The 15565-nt window shown below is 65.5% G+C and carries 11 protein-coding genes and 1 tRNA gene; 10 read left to right on the top strand and 2 right to left on the bottom strand.

What is annotated here, in order from left to right; translation table 11 throughout:
• Positions 1–217: 217 nt before the first annotated feature.
• From ftsH to HV742_RS14390, 4 genes are all read left to right on the top strand, one after another.
• The gene (gene ftsH, locus HV742_RS14405; protein WP_049075378.1) at positions 218–2116 is read left to right on the top strand and encodes an ATP-dependent zinc metalloprotease FtsH; all 1899 of its coding nucleotides are present in this window, start codon (positions 218–220) and stop codon (positions 2114–2116) included.
• 18 nt (positions 2117–2134) lie between these two features.
• Complete coding sequence (gene folP / locus HV742_RS14400) at positions 2135–2980, top strand: dihydropteroate synthase (protein WP_054418683.1); 846 nt, start codon at positions 2135–2137, stop codon at positions 2978–2980.
• A complete protein-coding gene (glmM, locus tag HV742_RS14395) occupies positions 2977–4320 on the top strand; it encodes a phosphoglucosamine mutase (RefSeq protein ID WP_059272256.1) in 1344 nt (447 codons plus the stop codon). Before folP ends, glmM begins: the two co-directional genes overlap by 4 nt.
• Positions 4321–4536: 216 nt before the next feature.
• Complete coding sequence (locus tag HV742_RS14390) at positions 4537–5340, top strand: GNAT family N-acetyltransferase (RefSeq protein WP_049075374.1); 804 nt, start codon at positions 4537–4539, stop codon at positions 5338–5340.
• A 163-nt stretch (positions 5341–5503) separates the two neighbouring features.
• On the opposite strand, the gene ppx is transcribed toward HV742_RS14390, so the two are convergent.
• Positions 5504–6991, bottom strand: coding sequence for an exopolyphosphatase (ppx, locus tag HV742_RS14385; protein WP_049075372.1), 1488 nt, complete (start codon positions 6989–6991; stop codon positions 5504–5506).
• A gap of 219 nt (positions 6992–7210) precedes the next feature.
• Between ppx and ppk1 the strand changes: the two genes are divergently transcribed.
• The 5 genes from ppk1 (at position 7211) to pstB (ending at position 13716) form a co-directional block, all read left to right on the top strand.
• Positions 7211–9286 (top strand): polyphosphate kinase 1, encoded by a 2076-nt coding sequence (gene ppk1 / locus HV742_RS14380; protein ID WP_175145784.1) that lies wholly within the window; start codon positions 7211–7213, stop codon positions 9284–9286.
• A gap of 530 nt (positions 9287–9816) precedes the next feature.
• Positions 9817–10857, top strand: a complete 1041-nt coding sequence (gene pstS / locus HV742_RS14375) for a phosphate ABC transporter substrate-binding protein PstS (RefSeq protein WP_059272255.1) — start codon at positions 9817–9819, stop codon at positions 10855–10857.
• 140 nt (positions 10858–10997) lie between these two features.
• Positions 10998–12014 carry a phosphate ABC transporter permease subunit PstC gene (pstC, locus tag HV742_RS14370; protein WP_049075365.1) on the top strand — a complete coding sequence of 339 codons (1017 nt, stop codon included), beginning with the start codon at positions 10998–11000 and terminating at the stop codon, positions 12012–12014.
• A gap of 23 nt (positions 12015–12037) precedes the next feature.
• Positions 12038–12892 (top strand): phosphate ABC transporter permease PstA, encoded by an 855-nt coding sequence (gene pstA, locus HV742_RS14365; RefSeq protein ID WP_080977466.1) that lies wholly within the window; start codon positions 12038–12040, stop codon positions 12890–12892.
• Between the two features lie 47 nt (positions 12893–12939).
• A complete protein-coding gene (gene pstB / locus HV742_RS14360; protein ID WP_006385463.1) occupies positions 12940–13716 on the top strand; it encodes a phosphate ABC transporter ATP-binding protein PstB in 777 nt (258 codons plus the stop codon).
• Positions 13717–13863: 147 nt separating this feature from the next.
• On the opposite strand, the gene HV742_RS14355 is transcribed toward pstB, so the two are convergent.
• Positions 13864–15219: an MFS transporter gene (locus HV742_RS14355; RefSeq protein ID WP_175145783.1), complete on the bottom strand. Its 1356-nt coding sequence runs from the start codon at positions 15217–15219 to the stop codon at positions 13864–13866.
• 156 nt (positions 15220–15375) lie between these two features.
• Here HV742_RS14355 and HV742_RS14350 point away from each other — a divergent pair.
• Positions 15376–15452, top strand: a tRNA-Pro gene (locus HV742_RS14350).
• Positions 15453–15565: the final 113 nt, after the last annotated feature.

Raw genomic sequence — 15565 nt, 5'->3', positions numbered from 1 at the left:
CACCTGCCCCGGTGTCACAAGAACCTACCGGTCCGACGACGGCCGGCCTGCCGAGACAAAGACCAGCAAAATCACGAATCAGACGTAACTTAGCGGCCCCGCCCCTTCCCAGGACGCAACCCGGTCCGACAGGGTAGAATGGGCTATTGACATACTTGTGACTGTGCCATATGCGGGTGCGCGGTCGCCGGTCGGAATCGAAAGCAGGAGATCGACCTTGAATAATTCATTTTCGAAAGTCGCCGTCTGGATGGTGATAGCCCTGGTGCTATTCACGGTCTTCAAGCAGTTCGACGGACGCGCGCAGACCCAGGACGGCGTGACCTACACGCAGTTCATGGACGACGCCAAGGCGGGCCGTATCCGCAAGGTGGACGTGCAAGGTGGCCCTGGCGGCGACGTGCTCTACGTCACGCCGGACGCGGGCCGCGCCTACACGCTGACCTCGCCGGGCGACCTCTGGATGGTTTCCGACCTGCTCAAGTATGGCGTGCAGGTGTCGGGCAAGCCGCGCGAAGAGCAGTCGCTGCTCATGAGCATCTTCGTGTCCTGGTTCCCCATGCTGCTGCTGATCGGCGTGTGGGTGTTCTTCATGCGCCAGATGCAGGGCGGCGGCAGGGGCGGCGCGTTCAGCTTCGGCAAGTCGCGCGCCCGCATGCTCGACGAGAACACCAACCAGATCACCTTCGCCGACGTCGCCGGCTGCGATGAGGCCAAGGAAGACGTCCAGGAACTGGTCGACTTCCTGCGCGACCCCAGCAAGTTCCAGAAGCTGGGCGGCCGCATCCCGCGCGGCGTGCTGATGGTCGGGTCGCCCGGCACCGGCAAGACGCTGCTGGCCAAGGCCATCGCCGGCGAAGCCAAGGTGCCGTTCTTCAGCATCTCCGGTTCGGACTTCGTTGAAATGTTCGTTGGCGTGGGCGCCGCCCGCGTGCGCGACATGTTCGAGAACGCCAAGAAGCACGCGCCCTGCATCATCTTCATCGACGAAATCGACGCCGTCGGTCGCCAGCGCGGCGCCGGCCTGGGCGGCGGCAACGACGAACGCGAGCAGACGCTGAACCAGATGCTGGTGGAAATGGACGGCTTCGAGTCGGGCCAGGGCGTCATCGTGATCGCCGCCACCAACCGTCCCGACGTGCTGGATCCGGCGCTGCTGCGTCCGGGCCGCTTCGACCGCCAGGTCGTGGTGCCGCTGCCCGACATCCGCGGCCGCGAGCAGATCCTGAAGGTCCACATGCGCAAGGTGCCGCTGTCGCCCAACGTCGACGCGACCATCCTGGCGCGCGGCTGCCCGGGCTTCTCCGGCGCCGACCTGGCCAACCTGGTCAACGAAGCCGCGCTGTTCGCCGCGCGCCGCAACGGCCGCACGGTCGATATGTCGGACTTCGAGAAGGCCAAGGACAAGATCATCATGGGCGCCGAGCGCCGCTCGATCGTCATGCCCGAAGAGGAACGCAAGAACACCGCGTACCACGAATCCGGCCATGCCATCGTGGCGCGCATGCTGCCCAAGACCGACCCGGTCCACAAGGTCACCATCATCCCGCGCGGACGTGCGCTGGGCGTGACGATGCAGTTGCCGGAAAGCGATCGCTACAGCATGGATAAGAGCCGCCTGCTGTCGACCATCGCCGTGCTGTTCGGCGGCCGCATCGCCGAAGAGATCTTCATGAACCAGATGACCACCGGCGCCTCGAACGACTTCGAACGCGCCACGGCCATCGCCCGCGACATCGTCACGCGCTACGGCATGACCGACGAGCTGGGTCCGATGGTCTACGCCGAGAACGAAGGCGAGGTGTTCCTGGGCCGCAGCGTCACCAAGACCACGCACATGTCCGAAGCCACCATGCAGAAGGTGGACTCCGAGATCCGCCGCATCATCGACGAGCAATACGGCGTCGCGCGCAAGATCCTGGAAGACAACCGCGACAAGGTCGAAGCCATGACCGCCGCGCTGCTCGAATGGGAAACCATCGACGCCGACCAGATCAACGACATCATCGAGGGCCGCCCGCCGCGTCCCCCGAAGACGCCGCAAGGTCCGTCGGATACGTCGGACACGCCGCCGACCGGCCTGGCTGCCGGCGGCAATACGGCAGCCGCGGTCTGAGGTCTTTCGTCCTGATTTATGGCGAATAACTTCCTTTGCGGGCGCTTCGAGTTTGATCTCGAGCGCCCGCTTGTCATGGGTATCGTCAACGTCACGCCGGATTCTTTTTCCGATGGCGGCCAGCATGACGATACCGATTCCGCGGTGGCGCATGCGCGTCAGCTGATCCAGGAAGGCGCCCACATCCTCGACCTGGGCGGCGAGTCCACGCGCCCCGGCGCGGATCCGGTGTCGGTCGCCGACGAACTCGACCGGCTGCTGCCGGTGATCGAGGCGCTGCGCGACTGCGGCGTGCCCTTGTCGATCGACACCTTCAAACCCGAAGTCATGCGCGCGGTGCTCGACGCTGGCGCCGACATGATCAACGACATCTACGGCTTCCGGCAGCCCGGCGCCATCGAGGCGGTGGCGCAGTCGCGCTGCGGGCTGTGCGTGATGCACATGAAGGGCGAGCCGCGCACCATGCAGGCGACGCCGCCCGAATATTCCGACCTGATCGGCGAAATCGGGCTCTTCCTGGGATCGCGGGCGCAAAAGCTGCGCGCCGCCTGGGTCGACCCCCGACGCATCGTGCTGGACCCCGGTTTCGGGTTCGGCAAGACCGCCGACCAGAACTTCCAATTGCTGCGCAGGCTGTCCAGCCTGCGCAGCGGCGGTTATCCATTGCTGATCGGCCTGTCGCGCAAGAACATGATCGGCCAGGCCACCGGCCGGCCGGTCGGCGACCGGCTGCCCGGCAGCATTGCCGCTGCCCTGGCCTGTGTGGCCCGTGGCGCTTCCATCGTGCGGGTGCACGATGTGGCGGCCACGGTCGACGCGCTCAAGGTCTGGCAGGCGGCTGAACAAGGAGCAATCACTTCATGATTCGACGCAAGTATTTTGGTACCGATGGGGTGCGCGGCGAAGTCGGCGGCGCGGTGATCAACGCCGAATTCGCCCTGCGCCTGGGCTATGCCGCCGGCCGCGTGCTGGCCCATGAACACGCGGCGCGCGGCGGCAGCCGGCCGCAGGTCGTGATCGGCAAGGACACCCGCATTTCCGGCTACATGCTGGAATCGGCGCTGGAAGCCGGCCTGTCGGCCGCGGGCATCGACGTGCTGCTGGCCGGGCCGATTCCCACGCCCGCGGTGGCCTACCTGACCCGCGCGCTGCGCCTGGTCGCCGGCATCGTGATCAGCGCCTCGCACAATCCCTACCAGGACAACGGCATCAAGTTCTTCTCGGCCCAGGGCATGAAACTGCCCGACGAGATCGAGGCCGCCATCGAGGCCGCCCTGGACGAGCCGCTGGGCTGCGTCAGCTCCGAAGGACTGGGCCGCGCGCGCCGCATGTCGGATTCGCAGGGCCGCTACATCGAATTCTGCAAGAGCACCTTCCCCAACGATCTGGACCTGAACGGCATGACGATCGTGGTGGATGCCGCCCATGGCGCCGCCTACAACATCGCGCCGCACGTGTTCCGTGAGCTGGGCGCCGAAGTGCATGCCATCGGCGTGCACCCGGATGGCTTCAACATCAACAAGGGTGTTGGCGCGCTGCATCCGGAGCTGCTGGCCAAGGAAGTGAAGGCGCGTGGCGCGCAGCTGGGCGTCGCCCTGGACGGCGATGCCGACCGCCTGCAGGTGGTGGACGGCGACGGCCGCATCTACAACGGCGACGAACTGCTCTACGCCATCCTGCGCGAGCGCATGCAGCGCGGCAAGGTCGATGGGGTGGTGGGCACGCTGATGACCAACTTCGGTTTCGAGCGGGAGCTGCAGCGCCTGGGCGTGGGCTTCGAACGCGCCAATGTGGGTGACCGCTACGTACTCGAACTGATGCAGGAGCGTGGCTGGCTGTACGGCGGCGAAAGCTCCGGCCACCTGCTGTGCCTGGACTGCCACTCGACCGGCGACGGCATCGTGGCCGCGCTGCAGGTGCTGACCGCGCTGCGCCGCAACCAGACCACGATGGCCGAGTGGGTCAAGGACCTGCGCATGTATCCGCAGAAGATGATCAACGTGCCCCTGGCGCCGGGCCAGGACTGGAAGACCCATCCCGGCCTGAGCGCCGCGCGCAAGGCCGTGGAAGCCGAGTTGGGCGGCCGTGGCCGCATCCTGATCCGCGCGTCCGGCACCGAACCCAAGCTGCGCCTGATGGTCGAGGCCGAGGACGAGGCCCTGGCCGTCTCCTCTGCCGAGAAGCTGGCGGCCAGCTTGGGATAACGTCTTTTTTGCCCCGATCGAACATGGCCATTCATTGTTTTGCGATGAATGGCCATTGTTTGTGAACATTGCGTATTGGTTTGTAAAGTTTTGTCGAGCTTTGCAGGAATTGGGCCGCATTGCACCGAACTAAACTTCATAGTCACGTAACATATTGGTCAAGTCTTTGACATACAGGGCGTCCACACTGACTGGACTCTCTAGGAGCTTCGCGCAATGCTGGAACTAGCACGCATCAACCCAAGCCGTAATGCCGCAGAACCGTGGACCGGCCCCGCCGCGAGGGTGCTGGTGGTCGGCCTGGCGCGCACGGCCGAGGAAATTGAACAGATCCAGCGCCTGCGCTACGACGTCTTCACCGAAGACATGGGTGCGGTCTTCCCGGATGCCCAGGACGGAATCGAGCACGACCGTTTCGATCCCTTCTGCGAGCACCTGATGGTGCGCGAGCTCGATACCGGCCGTGTCGTGGGCACCTACCGGATCCTCACGCCCGAAAAGGCGCGCGAGGCCGGCGGTTACTACTCGCAATCCGAATTCGACCTGTCCGGCCTGGGCGCCATCCGCGACGAGCTGGTGGAAGTGGGGCGATCCTGCACCCACGCCGACTACCGCAATGGCGCCGTCATCATGCTGCTGTGGTCGGGCCTGGCGGAATACCTGCGCCGCGGCGGTTATCAGTACGTGCTGGGCTGCGCCAGCGTGAGCCTGCGCGACGATGGCGTCACGGCGGCCGAAGTGTGGCGCACCGTGTCCAAGCTGATTCCCGGGGACGGCGAGCCGCGGGTCACGCCGTTGCATCGCTATCCGGTGGAAAAGCTCAACAGCACCTTGCCGGCGCGCGTGCCGCCGCTGATCAAGGGATATCTGAAGCTGGGCGCCACCGTTTGCGGCGAACCGGCCTGGGATCCCGATTTCAATGCGGCCGATTTTCCGGTGCTGCTGAAGATGGACGGCATGGACGAGCGCTACCGCCGCCATTTCGGCCTGGATCAACCCGCCGCCACCGGTCAGCGCTGATCATGCGCCGCCTGTTCCGCCGTATGAAGATCAAACTGATACGGCGGGCCACGCGGCCTTTCCGTCTGGAGCTCAAGCAGCTCGACCGCCAGACGGACCTGTCGCCGTTCTAGCGTTCGCCGTCGCACGGCACAAGGCCCCGGATCCCGGGGCCTTGTTGTTTTCAGAACTCGAGCAGCTCGAACGAGAATCCGACCTTCGACCACTCCGCTTCTTCCGCGCGCAGCGTGAAGTCGCTGAGCGGGTGTTGCGCGAGCCAGTCGCGGTTCACGCGCACCACGATCGAATCGTTGCGCATGGACGCGGTCAGGGGCAGGGGTTCGATCTCGCCGCGGCGGCGGAACAGCAGCACCGCCAGCCGCAGGCTGAGGATGGCCATCCACTGGGCGCGGTTGCGCACCAGGGGTTCCAGCTTGCTCAGCTTGCCCTGGTGTCCCAGCGCCAGCAGCGCCAGCAGTTGCTGGTCGGCGCGCGAGAAGCCTGGCATGTCGGCGTTCTCGAGCACGTAGGCGGTGTGCTTGTGATAGGCGTTGTGAGCGATCGACAGGCCCACTTCGTGCAGGTCGGCGGCCCAGCCCAGGGCGGCGCGCAGTTCGGCGCGCTCCGCGCCTTCCGGCATCATCGCGTCGAACAGGCTGAGCGCCGCATGGTGCACACGGCGCGCCTGGTTGACGTCGACGTGGTAGCGCTTCATGAACTGGCGCACCGATTCATCGCGCTTGTCGTGTTCGTCGTCGCGGCCCAGTAGGTCGTACAGCACGCCCAGGCGCAGCGCGCCGTCGCCGGTGTGCATGACATCGATGCCGAGTTCGTCGAACAGCGCGCTCATGATGGCCAGCCCGCCGGGCAGCACGTCGGCGCGCTCGACCTTGATGCCGGGCAGTTCGGACGGGATGACGCGGCCGGCGCGCACGATGCGGTCTTTCAGCTTGCTCAGGCCGGCGCGGGTGATGCCGCGGTCCGACATGCCGCCTTCCGTGAGGATGGCGAACAACGCCTTGGCCGTGCCGGACGAGCCGTAGGCTTCCTTCCAGCCGGCCTTGCGGTACTGCTTGGCGATGACCTCGATCTCGCGCCGGGCGGCCAGCTCGGCCTGCTTCATCTGGTGGGCATCGACGATGCCGTCCGAGAAGAACTGGCGGCTGTAGCTGACGCAGCCCATGTAGAGCGAGGACATCAGGCCGGGCTCATGGCCCTTGCCGATGATGACTTCGGTGGAGCCGCCGCCGATGTCGATCACCAGGCGTTTGTTGGGGGAGGGGGGCAGGGTGTGGACCACGCCCGAGAAGATCAGGCGGGCCTCTTCGCGGCCGGCGATGACTTCGATCGGAAAGCCCAGTGCGGCTTCGGCCCGGGGCAGGAAGTCGCGGGTATTGCGCGCGACCCGGAAGGTGTTGGTCGCCACCGCGCGCACGCGGTTGGGGTGGAAACTGCGCAGGCGGTCGCCGAATCGTTCCAGGACGGCGATGGCGCGCTCGATGGCGTCATCGCCCAGGCGTTTTTCGGCGTCCAGCCCGGCGGCGAGGCGGACGGTTTCCTTGAGGCGATCGATCTGGTAGATCTGGGGCGTACCGTCCTGCTGAACGATGCGTCCGATGGAGAGGCGGAAGCTGTTGGACCCGAGGTCCACGGCGGCCAGAAGTTGATCCATGCGGCTCGTAATATTGGCTGTGAGGTGGCCTGATTATAGAGACCCCATGTGACAGCGCCGTCCCTTGCGGGTTTTCGCTTATGGAACAGAGGGTTGGGTGCGGGAGACCATGCTCCATGCGTCCCGGTTTTGTCGTACGCTACGCATTTGGCGCAGTGTCATAGAACCGTCACTCTTTTGAAGTAAAACTCCACGCTTTCCTTACGTATGGAATCCGGTATGACCACACGCCCGCCCGCCGAGCCCCTGCTCCTGAATCGCGAGTTGTCGCTGCTCAAATTCAATGAACGCGTGCTGGCGATGGCGGAAAACCCGAGCACCCCCTTGCTCGAACGGCTGCGTTACGTGTGTATCGTCAGTTCCAACCTGGATGAATTTTTCGAGATCCGGATCTCCAGCCTGAAAGAGCAGCAGCGCCAGTCGCCCAACCTGGTGGGGCCGGACGGCATGACGCCCGACCAGGCGTTCGAGAACGTCCAGCAAGCGGTGCATGAGCTGGTGGGACGCCAGTACGCGCTGCTCAACGACGCCATCCTGCCGGCGCTGCAGGCGGAGGGTATCGCGCTGCACCATGCGTCGGAATGGAACGCCGAGCAGCAGGAGTGGGCGCGTGAAGTCTTCAACCGCGACGTGATGCCGCTGCTGACGCCGATCGGGCTGGACCCGGCGCACCCGTTTCCGCGGGTCTACAACAAGAGCCTGAACTTCATCGTGTCGCTGTCGGGCGCCGACGCCTTCGGCCGCCAGGCCTCGATCGCCGTGGTGCAGGCGCCGCGCGCGCTGCCGCGCCTGATCAAGATGCCGCCGGAGCTGTCCGGCCATCCGGAAGGTTATATCCTGCTGACCTCGCTGCTGCGCGCCTTCGTCGGCGAGCTGTTCCCGGGCCTGGAGATGCTGGGCTGCTACCAGTGGCGGGTGACGCGCAACAGCGACCTGTTCGTGGACGAGGAAGAAGTCACCAACCTGCGCCACGCCCTGCAGGGCGAGCTGTCGCAGCGCAACTTCGGCGCCGCCGTGCGCCTGGAGATCGACAAGCTGACGCCGGTCGAGCTGGAAACCTTCCTGCAGCGCGAGTTCTCGCTCAAGGCCGAGGACACCTACCGCGTGCCGGGCCCGGTGAACCTGTCGCGCCTGATGCAGTTGTGCAATTCGCCCAACCGGCCCGACCTGCTGTTCCCCGATTACCGCGCGCCGGTGCCGGCGCCGTTCGACCGCGTCGGCGACAAGCCGTCCGACCTGTTCGAGGCCGTGGCCGAGCAGGACCGCCTGCTGCACCATCCGTACCAGTCGTTTCAGCCCGTCATCGACTTCCTGACCGCCGCCGCGCTGGATCCGGACGTGATGGCCATCAAGCAGACCATCTACCGCACCGGCGAGGATTCCGAGCTGATGAAGATCCTGCTGGCCGCGGCGCGCGCCGGCAAGGAAGTGACGGTGGTGGTGGAGCTGATGGCGCGCTTTGACGAGCAGACCAACATCAACTGGGCCTCCAAGCTGGAAGAGGTGGGGGCGCACGTGGTCTATGGCGTCGTGGCGCACAAGACCCACGCCAAGATGGCGGTGGTGCTGCGGCGCGAAAAGGGCCGCCTGCGCCGCTATGCCCACCTGGGCACCGGCAACTACCACCCCCGCACTGCGCGCCTGTACACCGATTTCGGCCTGCTGACCGCCGATCCCAAGCTGTGCGAGGACATGGACAAGGTGTTCGCGCAGTTGACCGGCCTGGGCGCGCGGCGCGCGCTCAAGTCGCTGATGCAGTCGCCGTTCACGATGCATGAAGGCATGGTGGCGCTGATCCGCGCCGAGGCTCGCGCCGCCAAGGCCGGCAAGCGCGCGCGCATCATGGCCAAGATGAACTCGCTGCTGGAAGAGCAGATCATCGAGGAACTCTACAAGGCCAGCCAGGCCGGCGTGAAAATCGACCTGATCGTGCGCGGCGTCTGCGCGCTGCGCGCCGGCGTGCCGGGACTGTCCGAGAACATCCGGGTGCGCTCCATCGTCGGCCGCTTCCTGGAGCACTCGCGCGTGTTCTATTTCTACGCCGAAGGCGCCGAGACGGTGTACCTGTCCTCGGCCGACTGGATGGACCGCAATTTCTTCCGCCGCGTGGAAATCGCCTTCCCGATCTACGACAAGACCCTCAAGAAGCGCGTCATCGACGAAGCCTTCACCTTCGCCCTGCGTGACAACCAGCTGGCCTGGCAGCAACAGGCCGACGGCGACTACACCCGCGTGCGCAGCCGCCGCGAGCCCTTCAACCTGCACCAGTACCTGATGCAGAAGCTGGGCGTATAGTCTCGCCCGTCCTTCCCCCAGGCCCCGCCCAGCGGGGCCTTTTCTATCCGTCCCCAACCCCTAACACCGGCAAAAAACCACCCCCCAAGGCAGCGCGCTCCCAATCCAGGCCGCGCGGATCCGGCTTCGCCGGTCCACCACCGGCGCCCCCCTGGGGCGAACTCCGTCCCCACATCCCTCACCAGCAAGCCACTCCCCATGCCAACCGCGCCCCTCCCAATCCAGGCCGCGCGGATCCGGCTCCGCCGCTCCACCACCGGCGCCCCCCCTGGGGCGAACTCCGTCCCCACATCCCCCACCAGCAAGCCTCCCCCCAAGCCAACCGCGCCCCTCCCAATCCAGGCCGCGCGGATCCGGCTCCGCCGGTCCGCCACCGGCGCCCCCCTGGGGGGGAAGCGCGCAGCGCTCCGGGGGGGGTTTATGACTGTCACTATCCTGTCACGTTGGACTTCTAACATGCGAGGGTCGCTGAAAGACGGGCAGTAGAAAGCCTGCCAAAGACTCCTCCAACGAGCACAGAAGGAACCAAGATGTTCAAACGTGTCTTCAAACAAGTTTCCCTGGGCGTCGCGCTGAGCGCCGCTGTTTTCGCCGTGCAGGCCGCCGACGTGACCGGCGCCGGCGCTTCGTTCCCGTACCCGATCTACGCCAAGTGGGCGTCGGACTACAAGGCTGCCACCAACAATGCCGTGAACTACCAGTCGATCGGCTCGGGCGGCGGTCAGCAACAGATCATCGCCAAGACCGTCGATTTCGGCGCTTCGGACGATCCCATGAAGGCCGCTGACCTGGAAAAGAACGGTCTGCTGCAGTTCCCGGCCGTCATCGGCGGTACCGTGGCCGTGGTGAACATCGACGGCATCGAGCCGGGCAAGCTGAAGCTGTCGGGCAAGGTCCTGGGCGACATCTTCCTGGGCAAGGTCAAGAAGTGGGACGACGCCGCCATCAAGGCGCTGAACCCCGACCTGAAGCTGCCGTCGGCCGACATCATCGTCGTGCACCGTTCGGATGGCTCGGGCACCACCTTCGGCTGGACCAACTACCTGTCCAAGGTGTCGCCGGAGTGGAAGGAACAAGTCGGCGAAGGCAAGGCCGTCAAGTGGCCCGTGGGTCAGGGTGGCAAGGGTAACGAAGGCGTCGCCGCTTACGTCGGCCAGTTGAAGAACTCGATCGGCTACGTCGAATACGCCTACGCCAAGCAGAACAAGCTGGCCTGGACGCAGCTGCAGAACAAGGACGGCAAGTTCGTCCAGCCGGAACAGAAGGCCTTCGCCGCCGCCGCCGCCAACGCCGACTGGAAGAGCGCGCCTGGCATGGGCGTGGTGCTGACGGACGAGCCGGGCGCCGATTCGTGGCCCGTCACCGCCGCCACCTTCATCCTGGTCCACAAGTCGCAAGACAAGCCGGTGCAGGGCAAGGCCGTCCTGGACTTCTTCGACTGGGCCTTCAAGAACGGCGCCAAGTCGGCTGAAGCCATGGACTACGTGCCGCTGCCGGAAGCCGTGACCAAGGAAATCCGCGCCGCCTGGGGCGAAGTCAAGTCCGCCGACGGCAAGCCGGTCTGGAAGTAAAAGCGGGTGCCTGGCGCGGCGGCCCGGCCGCGCGCCAGCATCGCCCAACTGCCCTGCTGTCCGGCTTGCCGGATGGCGGGGCGGGTCCCCCCGGGGCCCAATCGTAGTTTCCCCCAAGGTTTCCTAAGGAAAGTCCATCCATGAGCGCGGTAATGGATAATAGTGTGCCGCTTTCGCCCAGCGTGGCGGACTCCGTGACTACCGGCACGCCTTCGCCTATGAAGCAAAATAAAAACGCGCTGATGGATGCGCTGTTCAAGAACCTGACCCGCCTGTTCGCCTTCCTGGTGTTCATCCTGCTGGCGGCGATCCTGGTATCCCTGATCTACGGCAGCCGCGAATCGCTGGCCAAGTACGGCCTGTCGTTCCTGTGGCTGAACGACTGGGATCCGGTCAAGCAGAACTACGGCGCGGTGGTGCCTATCATCGGCACGCTGCTGACGTCGGCCATCGCCCTGATCATCGCGGTGCCGGTGTCGTTCGGCATCGCCATCTTCCTGACCGAACTGTCGCCGACCTGGCTGCGCCGCCCCCTGGGCACCGCGGTCGAGATGCTGGCGGCGATTCCGTCGATCATCTACGGCATGTGGGGCCTGTTCGTCTTCGTGCCGGTGTTCCAGCAGTACGTGCAGCCGTTCCTGATCGCCACGCTGGGCAGCGTGCCCATCATTGGCGGCATGTTCGCCGGGCCGCCGTTCGGTATCGGTATCTTCACCGCCGGCCTGATCCTGTCGATCATGATCATCCCGTTCATCGCCGCGGTGATGCGCGACGTGTTCGAACTGGTGCCGGCCATGCTGAAGGAATCGGCCTACGGCCTGGGCAGCACGACCTGGGAAGTGATGTGGCGCGTGGTGCTGCCCTTCACCAAGTCGGGCGTCATCGGCGGCATCATGCTGGGCCTGGGACGCGCGCTGGGCGAGACCATGGCGGTGACCTTCGTGATCGGCAACGCCTTCAAGTGGTCCGGTTCGCTGTTCTCGCCGGGCAACTCGATCGCCTCGGCGCTGGCCAACGAATTCAATGAGGCGGGTGGCATCCAGAAGTCGGCGCTGCTGGAACTGGGCCTGATCCTGTTCCTGATCACCACGATCGTGCTGGCCCTGGCGAAAATGCTGCTGGTCCGCCTGTCGGCCGGTGAAGGCAAGAAATCCTGACCCCGGCCCACAAGGAAAAGATCATGGCTGTCTCCGTACTCAATATGCAGAACGGCGTGTATCGCCGGCGCCGGGTGGTCAACCGCATCATGCTGACCATCTCGCTGGCCACGCTGGTGTTCGGGCTGTTCTGGCTGTTCTGGATCATCCAGACCCTGCTGTTCAAGGGCGCGCCGGCGCTGTCGTACACGCTCTTCACCGAAATCACGCCGCCGCCGGGACAGTCCGGCGGCCTGGTCAACGCCATCTTCGGCAGCGTGATGATGGCGGGCGTGGGCACGCTGATCGGCACGCCGGTGGGCATCCTGGCCGGCACCTACCTGGCCGAATACGGCCAGCGCGGCTGGCTGGCGCCGGCCACGCGCTTCCTGAACGACGTGCTGCTGTCGGCGCCGTCCATCATCATCGGCCTGTTCATCTATGCCGTGTACGTGGCGCAGGTCGGGCACTACTCGGGCTGGGCCGGCGCCATCGCGCTGTCGATCCTGGTGATCCCGGTGGTGGTGCGCACCACCGACAACATGCTGCTGCTGGTGCCCAACAGCCTGCGCGAAGCCGCGGCCGCGCTGGGCTGCCCCAAGTGGCGCATGATCACCCTGGTGTGCTATCGCGCCGCCAAGACCGGCATCATCACCGGCGTGCTGCTGGCGATTGCCCGCATCTCGGGAGAAACCGCGCCGCTGCTGTTCACCGCGCTGTCGAACCAGTTCATGTCGACCAACATGAACGGCCCGATGGCCAACCTGCCGGTTGTGATCTACCAATACGCCGCCAGCCCCTTCAAGGACTGGAACGACCTGGCGTGGGCCGGCGCCACCCTGATTACGCTGCTGGTGCTGGGCATCAACATCATTGCCCGCAACATGTTCCGCAAATAAAGATCGCTTTGCCGGCGCGCTTGCCGCGCCGGACCTAGGGAAACCAAATGGAAAACACCGCTACCGCCGTCAAGAACAAGATCGAGGTCAAGAACCTGAACTTCTACTACGGCAAGTTCCATGCGATCCGCAATGTGAACATGTCGATCCAGGAGAAGAAGGTCACCGCCTTCATCGGCCCGTCGGGCTGCGGCAAGTCGACGCTGCTGCGCACCTTCAACCGCATGTTCGAGCTGTATCCGGGCCAGCGCGCCGAGGGCGAAATCATCCTGGACGGCGAAAACCTGCTGACCGCCAAGACGGACATCTCGCTGATCCGCGCCAAGGTCGGCATGGTGTTCCAGAAGCCCACGCCGTTCCCCATGAGCATCTACGACAACATCGCCTTCGGCGTGCGCCTGTTCGAGCGCCTGTCCAAGGGCGAGATGGACGAGCGCGTGGAATGGGCGCTGAGCAAGGCCGCGCTGTGGAACGAAGTGAAGGACAAGCTGCACCAGAGCGGCAACAGCCTGTCGGGCGGCCAGCAACAGCGCCTGTGCATCGCGCGCGGCGTGGCCATCAAGCCGGAAGTGCTGCTGCTGGACGAGCCGTGTTCGGCGCTGGATCCGATCTCGACCGCCAAGATCGAGGAACTGATCGCCGAGCTGAAGAACGACTACACCGTCGTCATCGTGACCCACAACATGCAGCAGGCCGCTCGCTGTTCGGATTTCACCGCCTACATGTACCTGGGCGAGCTGATGGAATTCGGCCAGACCGACCAGATCTTCGTGAAGCCGTCGCGCAAGGAAACCGAGGACTACATCACCGGCCGTTTCGGCTGAGCGTCCATCGAAACGGTTGCCTGTCGGGCAGACTGCGCGATCCGCCTTGGATCCCGCATGAAACAACGGCGCACCTTCGGGTGCGCCGTTGTCGTTTCCGCCAGTCCGATTCCGCGGCGAGCGCCGCGGCGCCGGACACTGTGCGTGTCAGGACTGCTGCTGCCCCACGGGCCGCGTGCCAGCGGCCGGCCGCGACGACGCGCCGCCCGCGTAGCGGCCCGGGATCAGGATCACGAACACGGCCGCCAGCACCGCCGCGCACGAGAACGCGATGAAGTTCCACGCCAGCGGCAATTTCAATCCCGCCAGATAGCCGCCGACGATGGGGCCGCTCATGGCGCCGATGCGAGCGAACGACAGCGCCCAGCCGGTGGCCGCGCCGCGCGCGTGCGCCGGGTAGTAGCCGGCCAGGTAGCCGGTCAGGATCAGCGACGACGAAATGCTGCCAATGCCGGCCAGCGCCACCCACAGGTAATTGACCGCCAGCGGATTGTTGTAGGTGAGGCAGTAGATGCCGATCGCGCCCACCAGGTAGAACAGCGCCACGATCTTGCGCGGCTCGCTCTTGTCGGCGAACTGGCCCAGCACCAGGCCGCCGATGGCCGAGGCCAGGCTGAAGACCAGCAGGAACGAGATGCTCGAGCCCAGGTCGTAGCCGTTCTTGCGCATGATCTGCGGCAGCCAGGTGTTCAGGCCATACACCAGCATCATGCCCAGGAACAGCGCGCCCCAGAAGCACAGCGTGGCGCGCAGGTGGCGCGGCGCGAATACCGCGGCCATGACGTCGCGCCACGTGGCTTTTTCGCCCGTCACTTCGCGCGGGCGGAACGGTTCCAGCGAGGCAATGCCCAGGCGCTGCGCCATGGCGCGGGCGCCGGCCTCGTCGCCTTTGGCCAGCAGGTATTCGAGCGATTCAGGCAGCAGGCGCGCCAGCACCGGCACCAGCAGCAGCGGCGCCGCGCCCACCAGGATCACCGCGCGCCAGCCCCAGTGCTGCAGCACCGCCATGGCCACCGCGGCGGAGCACAGGATGCCGAGCGAATAGCCGGAATACATCACGCCGTAGTTGAAGCCCCGTTTGGCGGGCGGGGAATACTCGATCGTCAGCGCCGCCGCCACCGGAATGACCCCGCCCAGTCCCAGGCCGCCGATGAAGCGGAAGGTGGCGAACCAGGTCGGCGTCGGCGCCCAGGCCGCGCCGATCATGGTCAGCGAGAATAGCGTCACGCAGGCCAGCAGCATGCGCCGGCGGCCCAGCAGGTCGGACAGCGTGCCGACGGCGAACGAGCCGACGAACATGCCCGCCAGCGCGTAGCTGCCCAGCATGCCGAGTTCGATCGGCGTCAGGTTCCAGCTCTTGTCGTCGGCCAGGGCGGGCAGCACCGCGCCCATGACGCCGACGTCGTAGCCTTCGAACAGGATCGCCAGCCAGCAGACGAACAGCACGGTGTAGGTGGTCCGCGTGGGCGTGGCCCAGGCGGACGCAGAGGAGGCATTTGCCATTGGATTCCCGATGAATGTCGTTATTTGATATGTCGAATTAATTTATGCTTCAACTATATAGGTGTCAATCAGGGGTTCGCCGGGCATGGCCTGGAAACGCCGGGCGGCATCGGCATCGAACGGCGGGGCGCCGGTATCTGGTATAGTTGCGACCCTCGGGGCGTAGCGCAGCCTGGTAGCGCATCTGCTTTGGGAGCAGAGGGTCGCGAGTTCGAATCCCGCCGCCCCGACCAATATCCATGCGGGTCCTGATGTTCCAGCGTCAGAAAATAGACCCGCAGGTGGACCGAAATGTGGACCACCTGCAAAAAGCCCCCCGGTGCCTAGCACTCGGGGGGCTTTTTTC

This window comes from Achromobacter ruhlandii (genome assembly GCF_902859695.1).
In the GTDB taxonomy this organism is placed as follows: Bacteria; Pseudomonadota; Gammaproteobacteria; order Burkholderiales; family Burkholderiaceae_B; genus Achromobacter; species Achromobacter ruhlandii.
This window is presented reverse-complemented; position numbering and strand designations above follow the sequence as displayed.

Coding starts and splice junctions, on each gene's coding strand:
- pstB (WP_006385463.1), top strand. CDS start 12,940: ATGGAAAACACCGCTACCGCCGTCAAGAACAAGATCGAGGTCAAGAAC.
- folP (WP_054418683.1), top strand. CDS start 2,135: ATGGCGAATAACTTCCTTTGCGGGCGCTTCGAGTTTGATCTCGAGCGC.
- pstS (WP_059272255.1), top strand. CDS start 9,817: ATGTTCAAACGTGTCTTCAAACAAGTTTCCCTGGGCGTCGCGCTGAGC.
- ppk1 (WP_175145784.1), top strand. CDS start 7,211: ATGACCACACGCCCGCCCGCCGAGCCCCTGCTCCTGAATCGCGAGTTG.
- HV742_RS14390 (WP_049075374.1), top strand. CDS start 4,537: ATGCTGGAACTAGCACGCATCAACCCAAGCCGTAATGCCGCAGAACCG.
- ppx (WP_049075372.1), bottom strand. CDS start 6,991: ATGGATCAACTTCTGGCCGCCGTGGACCTCGGGTCCAACAGCTTCCGC.
- pstC (WP_049075365.1), top strand. CDS start 10,998: ATGAGCGCGGTAATGGATAATAGTGTGCCGCTTTCGCCCAGCGTGGCG.
- HV742_RS14355 (WP_175145783.1), bottom strand. CDS start 15,219: ATGGCAAATGCCTCCTCTGCGTCCGCCTGGGCCACGCCCACGCGGACC.
- pstA (WP_080977466.1), top strand. CDS start 12,038: ATGGCTGTCTCCGTACTCAATATGCAGAACGGCGTGTATCGCCGGCGC.
- glmM (WP_059272256.1), top strand. CDS start 2,977: ATGATTCGACGCAAGTATTTTGGTACCGATGGGGTGCGCGGCGAAGTC.